Origin of the sequence: Streptomyces sp. NBC_00341, from assembly GCF_041435055.1 — a bacterium.
In the GTDB taxonomy this organism is placed as follows: Bacteria; Actinomycetota; Actinomycetes; order Streptomycetales; family Streptomycetaceae; genus Streptomyces.
In genome coordinates this window covers 7826108-7845338 of the sequence record NZ_CP108002.1, presented here as the reverse complement: position 1 = coordinate 7845338, position 19231 = coordinate 7826108, and the positions used below count along the sequence as shown (strand labels likewise).

Here is a 19231-nt window from a genome sequence, read left to right as displayed (position 1 = left end):
CGTACCGACCAGTCGGTAACGTGCGGGCATGAGTACTCTGCCTCCCCGTGCCGGACGCCGCTGCCACAACGTCATCAACCCGATCCACTCCTCGCTCTACTTCTCCCCCGACCTCGGCAAGGAGCTCGGCGCGATCGGGGTCACCGACGCCCCCGCCGCGTACTTCGCCTCCCGCGCGGCCGCCATGGGCGCCGTCGGCCCGGGTACGGTCACCGCGACCTTCTACAACTTCAACCACGAGCTCGTGGCCGCGCACCTGCCCGCCGTCTGGGACACCGCCTCGCCGGAGGCCGTTCTGGCGGCGCGGCTGCGTGCCGCCGACTCGACGCTGCGGCGGCTCCTGGGCGAGGAGGTCATCGCCTCCCCCGAGCTGGCGGAGGCCGCACAGCTGGCCCTGCGCGCCGCCGAGGGCTGCACGCGACACGCCCGGCCGCTGTACGCGGCGCACGCCGACCTCCCGGTGCCGGAGCAGCCGCACCTGGCGTACTGGCACGCGGCGACGCTGCTGCGCGAGCACCGCGGCGACGCCCACCTCGCCGCCCTCCTCGCCGCCGGGCTCGACCCGGTCGAGGCCCTGGTCAGCCACACCGCCACCGGCAAGGGCATGGCGCCGCGCTGGGTGCTGGCCACCCGCGGCTGGCGACGCAGCGACTGGGAGGACGCCTCCGCACGGCTGCACGCGCGTGGACTGCTCACCGCCGAGGGCGAGTTGACGGAGGCCGGCACCGCGCTCCGGACCGGGCTCGAAGAGACCACGGACCGGATGGACCTCGCGCCGTACGAGCAACTCGGCGGTGCGGGCGTGGCCCGGCTGACCGAGCTGGGGGGCGGGATCCTGAAGAAGGCGATGGCGGCGGGCGCGTTCCCGGCGGATCTCAGGGGATAGCCGGCCGGGCCGGAAGGCCCCAGCTGGAGTGGCCGGGCGACACGGCGCCCGGCCACCCGGCAGAATGCAGGCGAGTGGCCCGGGACCGGTCCGAACCGCGGACCCCGGGGCCCGACCAGCACAGCCAGTACGAGAAGGCGAGTCGGTAAAACCGTGACGACGTCCATCGAAGGCAGGATCGCCGAGGAGCTCGGCGTACGGGAGCGACAGGTGAGGGCGGCCGTCGAGCTGCTCGACGGCGGATCGACCGTGCCGTTCATCGCGCGCTACCGCAAGGAAGCGACCGAGATGCTCGACGACGCGCAGCTGCGCACGCTCGAGGAGCGGTTGCGGTATCTGCGGGAGCTGGAGGACCGCCGTGCCGCGATCCTCGAATCCGTACGGGAGCAGGGCAAGCTGGACAGCGCGCTGGAGGCGCGCATCCGGGCCGCCGACACGAAGGCGCGCCTTGAGGACATCTATCTGCCGTTCAAGCCGAAGCGGCGCACGAAGGCGCAGATCGCCCGGGAGGCCGGGCTCGAACCGCTCGCCTCGGGTCTGCTCGACGATCCGTCGGTGGACCCGCTCGTCGCGGCCTCGGCGTTCGTCGACGCGGACAAGGGCGTCGCGGACCCGGCGGCGGCCCTGGAGGGGGCGCGGGCCATCCTCGCCGAACGGTTCTCGGAGGACGCCGACCTGACCGGCGAGCTGCGTGAGCGCATGTGGACGCGGGGCCGGCTGGTGGCGAAGGTGCGGGACGGCAAGGAGGAGGACGGCGCCAAGTTCGCGGATTACTTCGACTTCACCGAGCCGTTCACCGCGCTGCCCTCGCACCGGGTGCTGGCGATGCTCCGGGGCGAGAAGGAGGACGTCCTCGACCTCGTCCTGGAGCCGGAGGAGCCGTCTCAGACGCCCGGCCCCTCGTCGTACGAGAACATGGTCGCCCGGCGCTTCGGGGTGAACGACCGCGGCCGCCCCGGGGACAAGTGGCTGGCCGACACGGTGCGCTGGGCCTGGCGCACCCGGATCCTGGTCCACCTCGGCATCGACCTGCGCCTCAGGCTGCGCACGGCGGCGGAGGACGAGGCCGTACGCGTCTTCGCGTCGAACCTGCGCGATCTGCTGCTCGCCGCACCGGCCGGGACCCGGGCCACGCTGGGGCTCGACCCGGGGTTCCGTACCGGGGTGAAGGTCGCCGTCGTCGACGCGACCGGCAAGGTCGTCGCGACCGATGTGATCCACCCGCACGTGCCGGCCAACAAGTGGGACCAGTCGCTGGCGAAGCTGGAGCAGCTGGCGAAGGCGCACGACGTCGATCTGATCGCGATCGGCAACGGCACGGCATCGCGCGAGACGGACAAGCTCGCCGGTGAACTGTGCGAGAAGCACCCGGAGTTGAAGCTCACCAAGGTGATGGTCTCTGAGGCCGGCGCCTCCGTGTACTCGGCGTCCGCCTTCGCCTCGCAGGAACTCCCGGACATGGACGTCTCGTTGCGTGGCGCCGTCTCGATCGCGCGCCGCCTCCAGGACCCCCTGGCGGAGCTGGTGAAGATCGACCCGAAGTCGATCGGGGTCGGGCAGTACCAGCACGACCTGTCGGAGGTGAAGCTGTCGCGCTCGCTGGACGCGGTCGTCGAGGACTGCGTGAACGGGGTCGGAGTCGACGTCAACACCGCGTCGGCGCCGCTGCTTTCGCGGGTCTCCGGCATCGGTTCCGGGCTCGCGGAGAACATCGTCGCGCACCGCGACACCAACGGCCCGTTCCACTCCCGCAAGGGGCTCAAGGACGTGGCCAGGCTCGGCCCGAAGGCGTACGAGCAGTGCGCGGGCTTCCTGCGGATCCGGGGTGACGACCCGCTGGACGCGTCCAGCGTGCACCCGGAGGCGTACCCGGTGGTCCGGGCGATGGTGAAGCGCACGGGCGGTGACGTCGCGTCCCTGGTCGGCAACACGGATGTGCTGCGGTCGCTGCGGGCCGATGACTTCGTGGACGAGAAGTTCGGGCTGCCGACCGTCACCGACATCCTGAAGGAGCTGGAGAAGCCGGGGCGCGACCCGCGTCCGGCGTTCAAGACGGCCACCTTCAAGGAGGGCGTCGAGAAGATCGGCGACCTGGCGTCCGGGATGGTACTGGAGGGGGTCGTGACGAACGTCGCGGCGTTCGGCGCGTTCGTGGACGTCGGGGTGCACCAGGACGGCCTGGTGCACGTGTCCGCGATGTCGAGGACGTTCGTCAAGGACCCGCGCGACGTCGTGAAGCCGGGTGACGTCGTCAAGGTCAAGGTCATGGAGGTCGACATCCCGCGCAAGCGGATCTCGTTGACGCTGCGGCTGGACGACGAGGCCGGTGCGGGTTCGGGTTCTGGCGCGCGGGCCGGTTCCGGTTCCGACCGTTCCGGCCGTCCGGGCGGTCCGGGCGCCCCGGCCGGCTCGGGCGGCGAGCGGGGCGGACGCCCGCCGCGCCAGCGGCAGGGCCAGGGCGGTCAGAGCGGTCAGAGCGGCCAGGGCCAGGGCGGCCAGGGGCGCGACCGGCGCGGGGGCGGCGGCGGCAATGGCGGCGGCCGGCCGGCTCCGGCCGCGTCCCCGGCCAACGGGGCGATGGCCGACGCGCTTCGGCGGGCCGGGCTGCTGGATCCGAAGCAGGGCGGCAAGAAGCGGTAGCGGGAGCGAGAGCCCGCCCGGGGCATCGGGGCGGGGTGGGGAGGGGTTCGCCTGAGGCGGCCTTCTCCCCACCCCGCCCTTTCGCATGCCCAGGGTCAGTTTCCGGCCGCTGGTACACGTACAACGACCGGGGCCGACGCACGCCCCCGCATCCGTCGGCCTCCCCGCGCTCCGGCTGACCGCTTCGATACCGGTATACCAAGTCGGTCTCAAGTGGCGATTCCGTAGAAAATTTCTGTCGGCCGACTTGCCCCATTCGTACGCCAAATTCCCCTGCAAATCAGGCAAACGCGGTCGTGGACAGCCCAGAGGCCCGGACGTTCGCTGGTATACCGTTCGGCTCAACGAGTGCCCACGTGTACCCACGTCGGTACTCGTTGCGCCGTCCTGCCCCCCTGCCGTCCCCAAGGAGGCTTGATCCCATGCGTCGAATTCCGGCCGCTCTGTCGGTGGCCGCACTGCTGGCGATCACCACCGCATGCAGCTCGCTCTCGCCGCCCGGCAAGGAGACCACCGCTCAGCCGCGCCTGACCGATATGCGTCCCGTGCGCGACGGCGGCACGGTCACGATCGGGCTGAAGTCCGATCCCGACAGGCTCGACCCGAGCCTGACCTCGACGCTGGTCGCCCGCACCGTGTTCACGTCCATGTGCGAACAGCTCTACGACGTCGACCAGGACAACAAGTTCGTCCCGCAGCTGGCCGCCACCCTGCCGAAGGTCACCGACGGCGGGCGCACCTTCACCTTCACCGTCCGCAAGGGCGCCAGATTCAGTGACGGTGCCCGGCTGGACGCCGCCGCGGTGAAGGCCTCGCTCGACCGCCACCTGCACCTGCGGGGCTCCGGCCGGGCCTCCGAGATCGACTCCGTCGAGAAGGTCACGGCGACCGGCCCGTACACCGTGCGGCTCTCGCTGAGCCACCCCGACGTACCGCTGCTGGGCCGGCTGGCCAACACCGCCGGGCTGATCATGTCCCCGAAGGCGATCAAGGAGTACGGGGCCGACTTCGCCACCCATCCGTCCTGCGTCGGCCCGTTCAAGTACGTCAAGCGGGTCGTCGGGGACCGGATCGAGCTGAAGAAGGACCCGCTCTACTACGACGCGGACAAGGTCCATCTCGACGGCGTCATCTACAAGACGATCACCGACGGCAGCATCCGGATGGCCAACATCCGCTCCGGTGACGTCCAGATCGGTGACCAGATGGGCCCGGTCGAGGTCCGCAACTCGATGGGCGAGAAGGGGCTCCAGCTCCTGAACACCCCGTCGCTCGGCTACATGGCGCTGACCCTGAACGTCGCCAACTCGCACGGCATCGACAAGGACCCCAGCCCCGTCGACAGCCCCTTCGGCCGCGATGTGCGGGTCCGGGAGGCCTTCGACCTGTCGCTGGACCGGGCGCTGATCAACAAGCTGGTCTTCCAGGGCATGTACGAACCGGCCTGCGGCCCGGTGCCGCCGGGGACGCCCCTCAGCTCCCCGGTCACCTGCCCCGGACGCGACGTGGCGAAGGCCGAGCGGCTGCTGAAGGCGGCCGGGGTGAAGACGCCGGTGCCGCTGGAGCTGATGATCAACACCACCCCGGAGGACAGCCGTCTGGGCCAGGTCGTGCAGGCCATGGCCGCCGACGCCGGCTTCGACGTCAAGCTCCGCCCGACCGAGTTCGCGACCGGGCTGACCCGGACCCTGGCGGGCGACTTCCAGGCGAGGACCGGCGGCTGGGGCGGTCAGCCCGACCCCGCGGGCAACATCGACAGCCTCGTCGGCACGACGGGCAGCAACAACCAGGGCAAGCTCTCCGACCCGACGATCGACCGGCTGATCGTCCAGGGGCGCAGCACCTCCGATGTGGCCAAGCGCCGCGAGATCTACCGCGAGCTCACCGCCGCGATCAACAAGCAGCACGGGGTCATCTACCTCTACCGCAACATCAGTTACGTCTCCGCCTCGCAGGACGTGAGCGGCATCAAGCTCTCCGGTGACGGCCTGATCAGGGTCAAGGAAGCCGGATACACGAAGGGGAGCCGGTGACCACCCTCCGCAGACTGCTCACGTCGTACGTGAGCCGCCGTATCGGCCAGTCGCTGGTGACGATGGTGCTGGTCAGCATCACCGTGTTCCTCGGGGTCCGCGCGATGCCCGGCGACACCGCTCAGGCGCTCGCCGGTGAGCAGACCTCCCCGGAGGTGCTGGCCGCGATCCGCTCCGAGTACGGGCTCGACGACAACATCGCCGTCCAGTACTGGCGTTACGTCAGCAACGCGGCCACGGGCGACTTCGGCACCTCGGCCCGCACCGGGCTGCCGGTGCTCGACTCCATCACCCAGGCCCTGCCCATCACGCTGGAGCTGGCCGCGCTGTCCCTGCTGATGGCCGTGGTCGTCGGCATCGGGGCCGGGGTCATGGCCGCCGTGCGGCGCGGCAAGCCGGAGGAGTGGCTGGCCAACGGCATCGCCCTGCTCGGCATGTCGATCCCCGCCTTCTGGCTGGGCATCGTGCTGGTGCTGGTGTTCGCCATCGCCATGCCGGTGTTCGCGGCCTCCGGCTTCGTACCGTTCAGCACCGATCCGCTGGAGAACCTGCGGCGACTGGTGCTGCCCGCCATCGTGCTCGGCTCCGGCCTGGCCGCGGTGGTGATGCGCCAGACCAGGGCCGCGATGATCGACGCGATGTCCTCGGACTACGTGCGCACCGCACGCGCCAAGGGGCTGTCCCCGGCCGCGGTGATCGGCCGGCACGGGCTGCGCAACTCGCTCGTCACCGTGATCACCGTGCTGGGCCTGCAGCTCGGCCATCTGATCTCCGGGGCCGTCGTCACCGAGCAGGTCTTCGTGCTGCCCGGCTTCGGCAAGCTCACCATCGACGCGGTCTTCACCCGTGACTACGCCATGGTGCAGGGCGTCGTGCTGTTCACCTCGGCCGCCTACATCCTGATCAATCTGCTGGTCGACTTCCTGTACTCGGTCGTCGACCCGCGCATCCGGCTCGGAGGTTCCCGATGACCCTCTCCCCGTCGACGGCGGCGGCGCCCGCGCCGGCCGCCACGGCACCTCCCGCGTCCCGGCCGCCCACCCGTGCGGCGCGCCTCGCCACCTCGCTGCGCCGGCTGCGGCGCAACCGGCTGGCGCTCGTGGGCGCGGTGCTCTCCGCGGTGTTCGTCCTCGTCGCCCTGATCGCCCCGCTCATCGCCCCGTACGACCCGGCGCTGCCGGACTTCGACGCGGCGCTGCGGGAGCCCAGCTGGTCGCACTGGCTGGGCACCGACGACCTGGGCCGCGACCAGCTGTCCCGGGTGCTCGTCGGTGTCACCGCGTCCATGCAGGTCGGAGTGCTGGCCGTGCTGCTGGCCTTCGTCGTCGCCGTCCCGCTCGGGCTGGTGGCCGGCTACTACGGGAAGTTCGCCGACACGGCGGTCTCCCGGCTGACCGACACCATGCTGGCGTTCCCGTTCCTGGTACTGGCCGTGGGACTCGCCGCGGTGATGGGCCCGTCCCTGGAGAACGCGACCATCGCGATCGGCATCTCGCAGATCCCGGGCATCGTGCGCGTCACCCGTGCGGAGACCCTGCGGCTCAAGCACCTGGACTACGTCGGTGCCGCGACGGCCAACGGCGGCGGCGACGGCGTGATCCTGTTCCGCCACATCCTGCCGAACGCCACCTCGACCCTCATCGTGCAGGCCACCGTGGGCATCCCGTCCGCGATCATCGGCGAGGCGGTGCTCAGCTTCCTCGGTCTCGGGGTGCAGCCGCCCTCGCCCTCGCTCGGCGTGATGCTCTCCAGCGCCCAGCCGTTCATCGCGGACGCCCCCTGGATGGCGGTCTTCCCCGGTCTCGTCATCGTGCTCGCCACTCTGGCGTTCAACCTGCTCGGTGACGGCGTGCGCGACATCCTCGACCCCCGCGGAGGTTCCCGGTGACCGAAGTCGAAACGTCCACCGCGACCGCCGCCGCGCGCAGCGCGGAGCCGGTCCTGCGGGTCCGCGATCTCACGGTCTCCTTCCACGGCGCGGAGCGCACCGTGCACGCCGTGGACGGTGTCTCCTACGAACTGGCGCCCGGCGAGGTGCTGGCCGTGGTCGGCGAGTCCGGCTGCGGCAAGTCCGTCACCTCCATGGCCGTGATGGGGCTGCTCCCGCCGACCGCCCGGATCGGCGGGTCCATCACGCTGGACGGCCAGGAGCTGGTCGGCGCGCCGGAGAAGAGGCTGCGCTCGCTGCGCGGCCGCCGGCTTTCGATGATCTTCCAGGAGCCGATGACCTCGCTCAACCCGGTGCTCACCATCGGCCGGCAGATCACCGAGGTGCTCCGCCGCCACCAGGGGCTCGGCCGGAGCGAGGCCAGGGAGCGGGCCGTCGAACTGCTCGGCATCGTCGGCATCCCCGCCCCGCATAAGCGGGTCGACGAGTACCCGCACCAGCTGTCCGGCGGGATGCGGCAGCGCGTGATGATCGCGATCGCCGTCGCGTGCGACCCCGCGGTCCTGATCGCCGACGAGCCGACGACCGCCCTCGACGTGACCGTGCAGGCGGGCATCCTCGATGTGCTCCGCTCGCTCCGGGACCGGCTCGGTACCGCGATCGTGCTGATCACGCACGACCTCGGGGTCGTCGCGGACACCGCCGACCGGGTCCTGGTGATGTACGCGGGCCGCCCGGTCGAACAGGCCTCGGTGGACGAGCTGTTCGCCTCTCCGCAGCACCCCTACACCCGGGGCCTGCTCGGGGCCGTACTGCGTCCCGGCAGCCGGGGTGCGAACGGCAGGGACCGGCTCAACGAGATCCCCGGCCTGGTGCCCGATCTGCGCGAGCAGCCCGCGGGGTGCAGCTTCGCCCCGCGCTGCGCCTTCGCGGAGGCGGACTGCCTGACGGACCGCCCGCCGCTGAGCCGGTCCGCCGGCACTCATCTGATCGCCTGTCACCACCCGGCCGGTGCGGCCGGGTCCGCCCCGTCACGACCCGCCGCGAGCAAGGGAACCGACCGATGAGCGCCAGCCTCGTCCCACCCGCCCGCACCCCGGGCTCCAGCACTCCGGGCTCCGGCACTCCGGTACTGGCCGTGCACGATCTGAAGCGGCACTTCGACGGGTCCGGCGGCTCCGTGAAGGCGGTGGACGGGGTGTCGTTGACGATCATGCCCGGCGAGGTCGTGGGCCTCGTCGGGGAGTCGGGCAGCGGCAAGTCGACGGTGGGGCGGTGCGTGGTGCGCCTGGACCGGCCGACCGGTGGCAGTGTGGAGATCAACGGCAGAGACATCACCGCGCTCTCGCCGCGTGAACTGCGGCCGCTGCGCAAGGATTTCCATCTGGTGTTCCAGGACCCGTCGTCCTCCCTGAACCCCAGGATGACGATACGTCAGATCATCGCGGAGCCGCTGCGGCTGCACGGTCTGGCGAACCGCGCCGAGGCCTCGCGCCGGGTGGACGAGCTCCTCGCGCAGGTGGGTCTGCGGCCCGAGATCGCGGACCGCAATCCCCATGAGCTGTCCGGTGGCCAGCGCCAGCGGGTGTCGATCGCCCGTGCGCTGTCGGTCGCCCCCGACCTGCTGGTGGCCGACGAGCCGACCTCCGCGCTCGACGTGTCCGTGCAGGCGTCCGTCCTCAACCTCCTCGCGGACCTCCAGCGCGACCGGGGCTTCGGCTGCCTGTTCATCACCCACGACCTCGCGGCCGTGGAGTACCTGGCGGACCGCATCGCGGTGATGTACCTGGGCCGGATCGTCGAACAGGCCCCGGCCGCCGAGCTGTTCGCCTCGCCGAAGCACCCGTACACGCAGGCGCTGCTCTCCGCGGCGCCGGTGCCCGACCCGGCCGAGCAGCGTGGCCGCAGCCGGATCGTGCTCGGCGGCGACCTCCCGAGCCCGCTGGACCCGCCGCCCGGCTGCCACTTCCACACGCGGTGCCCGCTGGCCACCGCGCGATGCCGTACGGAGGCACCCGAGCTGCGCACACTGCCGGGAACGGCGGACTCTCCGGCCCCTCGTCAGGTGGCGTGCCACCTGGTCGCGGACGACGGCACCGTGCCGGACGCCGCGAAGCCGGCCGCGTAGCACCGCTGCCGGATTCCAAGGAGCCCGTCCACCTCGTGGTGGACGGGCTCCGGCGTTCGTGGCCGGGGTCAGCCGACGAGCTCCAGGCCGTCGGCGACGACGCGGCCCGCGTGCAGGACCGTGCGGTCGTCGCTGCGGTCCATCACGGCGGAGGCGACGGTCTCGCCCTCGACCAGCAGCAGATCGGCGGGGTCACCCACGGCGACGCCCGGCCGGTCCGCGACGGACGTCAGTCGCTCCGGACCGCCCTGGAGGATCGAGTGGCCACCCCGGGTGGCGACGGCCACGCAGTGCTCGATCAGCTCGTCGGCCCGGTAGCGGTTGGTGAAGGCGAGCTGCCAGGTGCGGTCCAGCATGTCGCCGTTGCCGTACGGGGACCAGAAGTCGCGCTGGCCGTCCTCGCCCAGGCCGACCCGCACTCCGGCGGCGGTGAGCCCGGCCAGCGGAAGGGCGTGCTGCTGCTGGGCCGGGGCGATGGTCGCCATCGCGATGTCCAGCTCCGCGAACTCCTCGGTGAGGCGCCGCGTCGTCGCCTCGTCCACGGTGCCGAGTTCGTAGGCGTGCGAGAGCGTGACCTGCCCGGCCATGCCGAGGGCGCGCACCCGCTCCAGGATGAGGTCGACGCTGAACACGCCGAGTGCGCCGGGCTCGTGCAGGTGGATGTCGATCGGCGCCTGGTGGCGCTCGGCCAGACCGAAGACGACGTCGAGGTGGCGGACGGGGTCGCGGTCCAGGGTGCACGGGTCGATGCCGCCGACCACGGCCGCGCCGGAGGCCAGTGCCTGGTCCATCAGCTCCGGCACGCCCTTCTCCTTGAAGAGGCCGGCCTGCGGGAAGGCCATGATCTCGACCTCGCACCGGCCGGCGTGCGCCTCCTTGGCCGCGAGGACTCCCTCGAAGCGCTCCAGTCCGCAGTCCGCGTCGATCTGCGCGTAGCTGCGCACCCGGGTCGTGCCGCGCTCGATCATGCGGCCCAGGGTGTAGGTGGCCCGCTGGGCGACGGTCCACTCGTCCTCGCGCCAGTGCGCGCGGTCGTTCATCGTCATGCCCCAGACGCCGGGCTTGCCCGTGTGGGGGCGGAAGGGCAGCCCGATGCGGGTGGAGTCGAGGTGGCAGTGGACGTCTGAGAACGAGGGCAGCGCGAGCCGCCCCCGGCCGGCCACGGTGTCGCCCGTGACGGTCCGGGCGGGGTCGTGCGGGGTGATCGCCGCTATCACGCCGTCCTTGATCTCGATGTCGCAGGGCTCGCCGCCCCAGGGACGGACGTCTGTGATCAGCATGTGGTGCATCTCCTCGGTTGGCCGCCGGGTGCCGGCGGTCGGGGTGGGTCGGGGCCCGGACCGGACGGCGCCGGCCGGGCGGGTCACTCGGCCGGCAGCACCTCGGCCAGCTTCGCCAGGGACGGGCCCCGGCCGCGCTCGATGTGCGCGTAGGCGAGGGCGTCGGCCAGATCGGGCTTGCCCGCGTAGATGGCGGCGCAGATGTCCTGGTGCTCGGCGCACTGGACGCTCGGGTCGAGGCCGCCGGTGAGGGTGAACAGCCACTGCACCAGGCCGAGTGAGGGCTGGAGCGCGTCCTGGAGCAGCCGGTTGCCGGTCATCGCGACGATCTCGGCGTGCAGCGCGGTGTTGGCGGCCGGGATCTCGTGGGCGTCGCCGCGCCGGGTGGCGTCCTGCGCCGCCTCCATGAGGGCGCGCAGCCGGTCGCCGCCGCGTCCGGCCGCGCAGGCCTCCGCGGCCCTGCGGGCGGCGAACACCTCCAGGCTCAGGCGCAGGTCGAAGAGTTCCGCGACATCGCGCAGCGAGAGGTTGCGTACGGAGGCGCCGCGCCGCGGGGAGATCACGACGAGGCCTTCGCCGGTCAGCCGGGTGAGTGCTTCACGGACGGGGATACGGGAGAAGCCCAGGGCCTCGGAGAGTTCGCGTTCCCGCAGCCGGGAACCGGGCGGGTAGGTGCCGGACAGGATGCCGGCCCGGATCGTGTGCTCGGCGTGGTCCGCGTGGGACTCACTGGCGTCGGGCGATTCGGTCGTCGTCATCGTGATGTCGTCTCCTCGAACGGCGGGAAGGTCGGCGGGAACAGCGCGTCGGCACTCCGGCGGTGCACGTCGCGCTCGGCGTAGCCCTCACGCATCCTCTCGAAGAGTTCCTGTGCCCGGCGGCGCAGGTTGGCCAGGTCGGTGCCGGGGATACGGCCGTCGGTCATGACGGGGCGTCCCGCCACGACTGAGTGGGTGGCCTGCCGGGCGGTGCCGTTGAGCAGGAAGGTGCGGACGGGGTCGTCCTGGACGCCGTCGCGGATGTCGTCGAGCCGGAACGCGACCAGGTCCGCCTGCGCACCGCGCTCCAGCCGTCCGAGGTCGTCGCGGCCCAGCGCGCGGGCCCCGCCGAGGGTGGCCGCCTCGACGTAGTGCTCGGCGGGTGCGGCGTCCGCCCGGCCGTCGGCGGTCTTCGCGAGGTGGACGCCCGTGTCCATGCCCCGGATCAGGTCGGGCGGGAAGGAGTCGGTGCCCAGGCAGAGGTTGATGCCCGCGCGCCGGTAGGCGCCGAAGGAGTGCAGGACCTGTCCGTAGCGCAGCGAGGTCTGCGGGCAGTGGATGACGGAGACACCGGCCCCGGCGAGGGTGGCCAGTTCGCCCCGGTCCTCACCGTGGACCGAGGGGTGGCGGTCGGTGAAGACGCCGTGCGGCACGAGCAGCCGGGTGTCCAGGAGGCCGGTGCGGGCCAGCAGTTCCAGCGGGGTGGCGTGGTGCGTCTCCCGTACGAGGTCGCGTTCGTGCAGGCCCTGGAGGCAGTGCAGGCGTACGGGGACGTCGCGGCGTCGCGCGAGCGCGGCGGTCTCGCGCAGCAGCTCCTCGGTGAGCGTCTCGATGCGGCAGGGCAGCAGGACCCCGTTGACGAGCGGGTCGCCCAGCTCGGCGGTGTGGTCGAGGAAGCGCTCGGCGTCCCGCAGTCCGGCGCGGCCCCGCTCCTCTTCGAAGGCGACGTGCCGCCCGCCGTCGGGGCGGGCCACGTTGACGCCGGAGCGGTAGGCGGGGCCCAGGTAGCCGCGCAGTCCGATGCGCCGGGAGGTCTCGGCCATGGTGACGAGTTCGTCGTACGGCTCGGCCCAGGCGCTGTGGACCTCGGAGGCGATGGGCATGTACGTGGTGATGCCGTGCAGGGCCAGCTGGACCAGGGCGTACTCGCGGACGGTGGCCCGTTCCGCCGGGGTGAGGACGTCGTGCCTGCGGTGGTCGAAGTACTCCTGCGACCAGAGGAGTCCGGCGGCTCGGTCGGGCGGCGTCCAGGAGTCCAGGACCAGGTGGTCGATGTCGGTGAGCGCGTCGAGGTCGATGAGTCCGGGCATCACCAGGGCCTCGCCCAGGTCCAGTTCGGCGTCGACGGGGCCGTCGTAGCCGCGTCCGACGTAGCTGATCGTGTCGCCCTCCCACACGATCTCGCCGTCCCGCAGGAGCGCGTGGCCGCCGTCGCGGTGGGCGAGGACGTGGGTGGCACGCCAGCGGGTTCGCACGGGGCCTCCTGCGGGTGCGGGTATACCGGTCGCGTTCCGGCCGGGCGACGGGAACGGCGACTCCCGGGCCGGAACAAGGCGACACTAACACTTGGCATACCAAGTGCCCGCACCTTCAGGAGTTATGAGAAATAAGTCGGAATTCAAGCCTCACTCGAAGCACAGGGGATTCACGCTCACCGCATTTGGCATACCAGCACGGTCGACCGGGCTCTCCGGTCTCAGCTCTCCGTCAGCCGTCCCGCCGCCACCTCGACGCGGCGCGTCGTGCGGACCGCCTCCAGCATCCGGCGGTCGTGCGTGACCAGCAGCAGCGTCCCCTTGTACGAGTCGAGCGCCGACTCCAGCTGCTCGATCGCCGGCAGGTCGAGGTGGTTCGTGGGCTCGTCCAGGACAAGGAGGTTGACGCCCCGGCCCTGGAGCAGGGCGAGCGCGGAGCGGGTCCGCTCGCCCGGGGAGAGGGTGGTCGCGGGGCGCATCACGTGATCGGCGCGCAGGCCGAATTTGGCGAGGAGCGTGCGGACCTCGGCCAGTTCCGTGTCGGGGACGGCCGCGCAGAACGCCTCCAGCAGCGATTCCGTGCCGTGGAACAGCTTCCGCGCCTGGTCCACCTCCCCCACCACCACGCCGGAGCCCAGGCTCGCGTGCCCCGAGTCCAGCGGGAGGCGGCCGAGCAGGGCGGCGAGCAGCGTCGACTTCCCGGCGCCGTTGGCTCCGGTGATGGCGATCCGGTCCGCCCAGTCGATCTGGAGCGAGACCGGGCCGAACGCGAAGTCCCCGAGTGTGACCCGCGCCTCGCGCAGGGTCGCCACGACGGAGCCGGAGCGCGGGGCGGAGGCGATCTCCATCCGCAGCTCCCACTCCTTGCGCGGCTCCTCCACGACATCGAGCCGCTCGATCATGCGCTGGGTCTGGCGGGCCTTCGCGGCCTGCTTCTCGCTCGACTCGCTCCGGAACTTGCGGGCCATCTTGTCGGAGTCGCCGGCCTTGCGGCGCGCGTTCCTGACGCCCTTGTCCATCCAGGAGCGCTGCATGAGGGCGCGGCCTTCGAGCGCGGAGCGCTTGTCCGCGAACTCCTCGAACTCCTCCCGGGCGTGCCTGCGGGCCCGCTCGCGCTCCTCCAGGTAGGCGGCGTAGCCGCCGCCGTAGAGGTTGATCTGCTGCTGGGCGAGGTCGAGTTCGAGGACCTTGGTGACCGTGCGCATCAGGAACTCGCGGTCGTGACTGATGACGACCGTGCCGGCGCGGAGCCCGGAGACGTACCGTTCGAGCCGTTCCAGGCCGTCGAGGTCGAGGTCGTTGGTGGGTTCGTCGAGCAGGAAGATGTCGTAACGGGAGAGCAGCAGCGAGGCGAGGCCCACGCGGGCCGCCTGGCCGCCTGAGAGGGTGGTCATCGGCAGGTCGAGGCCGACAGTCAGCCCGAGCTCCGCGGCCACCTCCTCGGCCCGTTCGTCCAGGTCGGCGCCGCCGAGGGCGAGCCAGCGTTCCAGCGACTCGGAGTACGCGTCGTCGGAGCCGGGTGCCCCGTCCACGAGGGCCTGGGTGGCGGCGTCCATCGTCGACTGGGCCTCGGCGACTCCGGTCCGGCGGGCCAGGAACTCCCGCACCGTCTCCTCGGGGCGCCGCTCCGGTTCCTGCGGGAGGTGGCCGACGGTGGCGGTGGGCGGGGAGAGCCGCAGCTCCCCCTCCTCCGGCTGGTCGAGCCCGGCGAGCAGGCGCAGGAGCGACGATTTTCCGGCGCCGTTGACTCCGACGAGACCGATCACATCACCGGGAGCGACCACGAGGTCGAGTTCGGCGAAGAGAGTGCGGTCGCCGTGTCCGGCGGCGAGGTCCTTGGCGACGAGGGTGGCAGTCATCAGGAGGTCGATCCTAATCGGCGCCCGGGGCGCCGGTCGCCCGGAGCATCGCCAGGCCCGTTCGCCTCGGCTAGGGTCCTTCCCCTGAATCGGGTGGACCGGGCAGAGACGAGCGGCGGTGCGGCAGTGTCGGAAGTGATCGTGGTGGGCGGTGGGGTCAGCGGCCTCACCACAGCGGTGGTACTGGCCGGACGCGGTCACCGGGTGCGGGTCTGGTCCCGGCAGCCCGCCGCGGCCACGACCTCCGCGGTGGCGGGGGCCCTGTGGTGGCCGTACCGGATAGAGCCGCAGGACCGGGTCGGGGACTGGTCTCTGGCCTCGCTGAGCTGGTACGCGGAGCTGGCCGCCCGGCCCTCGGAGACCGGGGTACGGCTGGTCAGCGGCCTGCACCGGGGCGAGCGTCTCGCGGCGCTCGGGGCGTGGGCCCGGGAGCTGAAGGATGTGGTGGAGAGCGCCGAGGGGCTGCGGTGCCGACTGCCGCTGATCGACATGCCGGTGCACCTCGACTGGCTTGAGGAACAGGTCAGGGCCGCCGGGGGCTCGGTCGAGCGGCGTACGGTCAGCTCCTTCGACGAGGCCGCCGCCGAGGCCGCGACGGTGGTCAACTGCACGGGGCTCGGTGCCCGTGAGCTGGTCCCCGACACCGGTATGCGGCCCGTGCGCGGTCAGCTGGTCATGGTGGAGAACCCGGGGATCGAGGAGTGGTTCACCGAGGCCGACCCGGCATCCGACGCGACGACGTACTTCTTCCCGCAGCCGGGCCGGCTGGTGCTCGGCGGCACCGCCGGCACGGACGACTGGCGCACCGTGCCCGATCCCCGTGTGGCCGGGGAGATCGTGGCACGGTGCGCCCGGGTCCGGCCGGAGATCGCCGGCGCGCGGGTCATCGGGCACCGGGTGGGGCTGCGGCCGGCCCGGGACGCGGGGGTCCGCATCGAGGCCGAGCCGCTGCCCGGCGGCGGGCGCCTGGTGCACAACTACGGGCACGGCGGCGCGGGGGTGACCGTGGCCCTGGGCTGCGCGGAGGCGGCGGCCCGGCTGGTGGACTGAGGAGGCGCCCGCACGGAGCCGGCGGGCGCCCCGCTCAGTCGGCGGCCGGGCTCGAACCGCCGGGCTTGTCACCGTCGCGTTCGGTGGTGATCTGGCTGCCGCCTGGGCCGATCCGGATCTCGAAGTCGCCGTCGTACTTCGCGTGGCCCTCGATGACGGCGGACTCGACCGCCTCCACCCCGAACTCGCGTCGCACGATGAGCGGGTCCTCGCGCAGGTCCCGCATCAGGGCCACACACATCCCGAGCATGACGATGGTGAAGGGCGCGGCCACCAGGATGGTCAGGTTCTGCAGACCGGCCAGCGCGTCGCCCTTGCCGTTCCCGATCAGCAGCATGACCGCCGCCACCGCACCGGTGGTGACGCCCCAGAAGACGACGACCCACTTGGCCGGTTCGAGGATGCCCTTCTGGGACAGGGTGCCCATCACGATGGACGCGGCGTCGGCGCCCGACACGAAGAAGATGCCGACCAGGATCATCACGAGCAGACTCATCACCGTGGGGATGGGGAACTGCTGGAGCACGCCGAAGAGCTGGGCCTCCTGGGTGTCGGCGCCATCGAGCTTGCCGGCCTCCTGGAGCTTGATGGCGGTGCCGCCGAAGATCGCGAACCAGACCAGGCTGACCGTGCTGGGGACCAGGATGACCCCGCCGATGAACTGGCGGATCGTCCGGCCACGGCTGATCCTGGCGATGAACATGCCGACGAACGGGGTCCAGGAGATCCACCAGGCCCAGTAGAAGACGGTCCAGCTGCTGAGCCAGTCGGCGACCTCGCCCTCGCCGGTCGCCTCCGTGCGTCCGGCGAGCTGGGGCAGATCACCGATGTAGGCGGCGATCGAGGTGGGCAGCAGGTCGAGCACGATGATGGTGGGGCCCGCGATGAACACGAACACGGCGAGGATCAGGGCGAGCACCATATTGATGTTGGACAACCACTGGATGCCCTTCTCCACGCCGGAGATCGCCGAGGCGACGAAGGCCACGGTCAGCACGGCGATGATCAGGACGAGCAGCCCGGTACCGGTCTTCTCCTTCCAGTTCAGTTCGTGGAATCCGCTGCCGATCTGGAGTGCGCCCAGGCCGAGCGAGGCGGCCGAGCCGAAGAGCGTGGCGAAGATGGCGAGGATGTCGATCAGCCTGCCGACGCCGCCGTGGGCGTGCCGGGCGCCGATGAGCGGTTCGAAGACGGCACTGATCGTCTGCCGCCTGCGGCGCCGGAAGGTGCTGTAGGCGATGGCGAGACCGACCACCGCGTAGATCGCCCAGGGGTGGAGCGTCCAGTGGAAGAGGGTGGTGGCCATCGCGGTCTGCATCGCCTCCGCGGCGTCCGCGGGATGGGTGCCGGGCGGATGGTGGACGAAGTGCGCCAGGGGCTCGCTCACTCCGTAGAACATCAGGCCGATGCCCATGCCGGCGCTGAACATCATGGCGACCCAGGACACGGTCCGGAACTCCGGCTCCTCGCCCTCCTGGCCGAGGGTGATCTTTCCGTAGCGGCTGATGGCGAGCCAGAGCGCGAAGACCACGAACCCGGAGGCGGCCAGCATGAAGGCCCAACCGCCGTTGTGCATGAGGCCGTTGAGCAGCGTGCTGGAGACGTCCTCCAGCGAGTCGGTGGCGGTGGCACCCCAGACCACGAAGGCGAGGGTGAGGACGGCGGTGACTCCGAACACCACCCGGTCGGTCGTGGGGCGCCGGCCCTGGGTCGGGCCGCCGGGCAGATCCGCCGTCACCGACAGATCCCCCCTGCCGCCCGTTCTCTGATCGTCCTGCGACACGAAAGGCACCTTTCACGGAAGCTGAAGTTTCGCTCTCCGTAGGCAGTACCACACGCGGCGCACATCTTCCGGGATCAACAAGCGGTATCGGCTTGACCGTTTATGAGGTGGTATGCCGCACGTGCGTCCAGCAGGAGCGGGATCAGCCTCCGGGCCGGCTGGTCCAGTGGTACGTACGCACCGTCACCGTCGGGCCGGGAGGCGACGCCGTGCAGGGCGAGTTCGTCCCCGACCGCGGCGAACCCGGCCGCCGTGAGCCGGTAACCGCAGGGTGGCCGCGCGAGGACGTCGCCGGGCTCCGGGGCCTCGTTGTCGGCCCCGCCCAGCAGGACCGGCCCCCGGCCGGACGCACCGGCCGCCCGGGAACCGGCGGTGGCGGCGGCGATCACACCGCGCCGTTCCTCGACGTAGGAGAAAAGCCCTTTGAGCGCGGCGAGTTGGGAGTGCACCCTGCGCCGGTTGTTGACCGCGGGGTCGTCCCGCTCTGCGCCGGTGAGCGGGTCCACGCGGGATTCGACGAGCAGGGCCACCGCGTGTTTGACACCCGCCGCGTTACGCAGGATGCGCTCCTGCCCGTCGCCCGCCGTCTGCTTGACCGGCCGGCCGGTGACCGGGTCCGTCCAGACGCCGTAGAGCCCACTGCCGTGTCCGGCGGACCGGGCGGCCGGGCGCACATAGCGTGCGGCCAGGAGCTTGGACTCGTCGCGCACCCGGTCGTCGACGTTGGGGTTGCGGGGCCACAGCACGGTCAGGTCCTTGTCGTAATACGGCGGGCCGGCGCCGTACTCGTGCAGGTCGTAGACCACCTCGGGCGCGTGGTCCCGGAGCACCGCCGCGATGGCGCGGCCCTCGGCGGTGCGCAGCGCGATGTGGTCGCGGTTGATGTCCATGCCGTCCGAGTTGCCCCGGGTGCCTGCGGCGCTGCCGTCGGGGTTGGCGGTGGGAACGACGAGGATCTCGGTGCGGGCGAGGAAGTCACGGGTGGCCCGGTCCCTGGCGTATCCCAGGTCGCGGACCATCGTCAGACAGGCCTCACGGGCCGCCGGTTCGTTGCCGTGCTGGCTGCACACGAGGAGCACGGTGAGCGCGCCCGGACGCCGACTGCCGATCCGGACGAGCCGCAACGGGCGGCGCTGCTCCGTCGTACCGATCCGCTCCACGGAGACCCGGTCGCCGCGTCGACCAACGGCCGCGAGCAGCGAGCGCTCCCCGGCCGGGGAGGTCCAGCGCGCCCCGTCGGCGGTTTCGAATCCGGTACGCGGCGGGGTCCGCGCGGCCTCGGCGGAGCCCGTGAGCAGCGCGCCGGCCAGCGCGGTGGCGACGGCCGCGTGCACGAGGCCGCGGACCCGGCGACGGCCCACCCACCGGCTGCGTCCGTCCGGCGCGCGGTCACCCCGTGCACGTCTCGGCATGGCCGGAAGGTACCGTGCCGGGCGCCCGCGCGACAGGTA

Annotated in this window: 14 protein-coding genes; 8 read left to right on the top strand and 6 right to left on the bottom strand. The window is 71.9% G+C overall.

Going from position 1 to position 19231, the window contains the following annotated elements; all coding sequences use genetic code 11:
• The first annotated feature begins 28 nt into the window (after positions 1-28).
• The 7 genes from OG892_RS35050 (at position 29) to OG892_RS35020 (ending at position 9575) form a co-directional block, all read left to right on the top strand.
• The gene (locus tag OG892_RS35050; protein WP_371631200.1) at positions 29-886 is read left to right on the top strand and encodes a hypothetical protein; all 858 of its coding nucleotides are present in this window, start codon (positions 29-31) and stop codon (positions 884-886) included.
• A 153-nt stretch (positions 887-1039) separates the two neighbouring features.
• Positions 1040-3526, top strand: a complete 2487-nt coding sequence (locus tag OG892_RS35045; RefSeq protein ID WP_371631199.1) for a Tex family protein — start codon at positions 1040-1042, stop codon at positions 3524-3526.
• Positions 3527-3948: 422 nt separating this feature from the next.
• Complete coding sequence (locus OG892_RS35040) at positions 3949-5559, top strand: ABC transporter substrate-binding protein (protein ID WP_371631198.1); 1611 nt, start codon at positions 3949-3951, stop codon at positions 5557-5559.
• On the top strand, positions 5556-6530 hold the full coding sequence (locus OG892_RS35035) for an ABC transporter permease (protein ID WP_107421718.1): 975 nt from the start codon (positions 5556-5558) through the stop codon (positions 6528-6530). The genes OG892_RS35040 and OG892_RS35035 overlap by 4 nt, the downstream gene beginning before the upstream one ends.
• Positions 6527-7447 (top strand): ABC transporter permease, encoded by a 921-nt coding sequence (locus tag OG892_RS35030; RefSeq protein ID WP_328864610.1) that lies wholly within the window; start codon positions 6527-6529, stop codon positions 7445-7447. The genes OG892_RS35035 and OG892_RS35030 overlap by 4 nt, the downstream gene beginning before the upstream one ends.
• Positions 7444-8514, top strand: a complete 1071-nt coding sequence (locus OG892_RS35025; RefSeq protein ID WP_371631197.1) for an ABC transporter ATP-binding protein — start codon at positions 7444-7446, stop codon at positions 8512-8514. The genes OG892_RS35030 and OG892_RS35025 overlap by 4 nt, the downstream gene beginning before the upstream one ends.
• Positions 8511-9575, top strand: coding sequence for an ABC transporter ATP-binding protein (locus tag OG892_RS35020; protein WP_371631196.1), 1065 nt, complete (start codon positions 8511-8513; stop codon positions 9573-9575). Before OG892_RS35025 ends, OG892_RS35020 begins: the two co-directional genes overlap by 4 nt.
• A 68-nt stretch (positions 9576-9643) precedes the next feature.
• On the opposite strand, the gene OG892_RS35015 is transcribed toward OG892_RS35020, so the two are convergent.
• The 4 genes from OG892_RS35015 to OG892_RS35000 form a co-directional block, all read right to left on the bottom strand.
• Entirely contained in the window at positions 9644-10855 is a 1212-nt protein-coding gene (locus OG892_RS35015) for an amidohydrolase family protein (protein ID WP_073734739.1), read from the bottom strand.
• Between the two features lie 83 nt (positions 10856-10938).
• Positions 10939-11613, bottom strand: a complete 675-nt coding sequence (locus tag OG892_RS35010) for a GntR family transcriptional regulator (RefSeq protein ID WP_073734409.1) — start codon at positions 11611-11613, stop codon at positions 10939-10941.
• Complete coding sequence (locus OG892_RS35005) at positions 11610-13088, bottom strand: chlorohydrolase family protein (protein ID WP_371631195.1); 1479 nt, start codon at positions 13086-13088, stop codon at positions 11610-11612. The genes OG892_RS35010 and OG892_RS35005 overlap by 4 nt, the downstream gene beginning before the upstream one ends.
• 221 nt (positions 13089-13309) lie before the next feature.
• Positions 13310-14947, bottom strand: a complete 1638-nt coding sequence (locus OG892_RS35000; RefSeq protein WP_371631194.1) for an ABC-F family ATP-binding cassette domain-containing protein — start codon at positions 14945-14947, stop codon at positions 13310-13312.
• Between the two features lie 126 nt (positions 14948-15073).
• Between OG892_RS35000 and OG892_RS34995 the strand changes: the two genes are divergently transcribed.
• On the top strand, positions 15074-15997 hold the full coding sequence (locus OG892_RS34995; protein WP_371631193.1) for an FAD-dependent oxidoreductase: 924 nt from the start codon (positions 15074-15076) through the stop codon (positions 15995-15997).
• A gap of 34 nt (positions 15998-16031) precedes the next feature.
• On the opposite strand, the gene OG892_RS34990 is transcribed toward OG892_RS34995, so the two are convergent.
• Positions 16032-17780 carry a BCCT family transporter gene (locus OG892_RS34990; protein ID WP_371631192.1) on the bottom strand — a complete coding sequence of 583 codons (1749 nt, stop codon included), beginning with the start codon at positions 17778-17780 and terminating at the stop codon, positions 16032-16034.
• Positions 17781-17854: 74 nt separating this feature from the next.
• Positions 17855-19192, bottom strand: coding sequence for a M14 family metallocarboxypeptidase (locus OG892_RS34985; protein WP_371631191.1), 1338 nt, complete (start codon positions 19190-19192; stop codon positions 17855-17857).
• Positions 19193-19231: the final 39 nt, after the last annotated feature.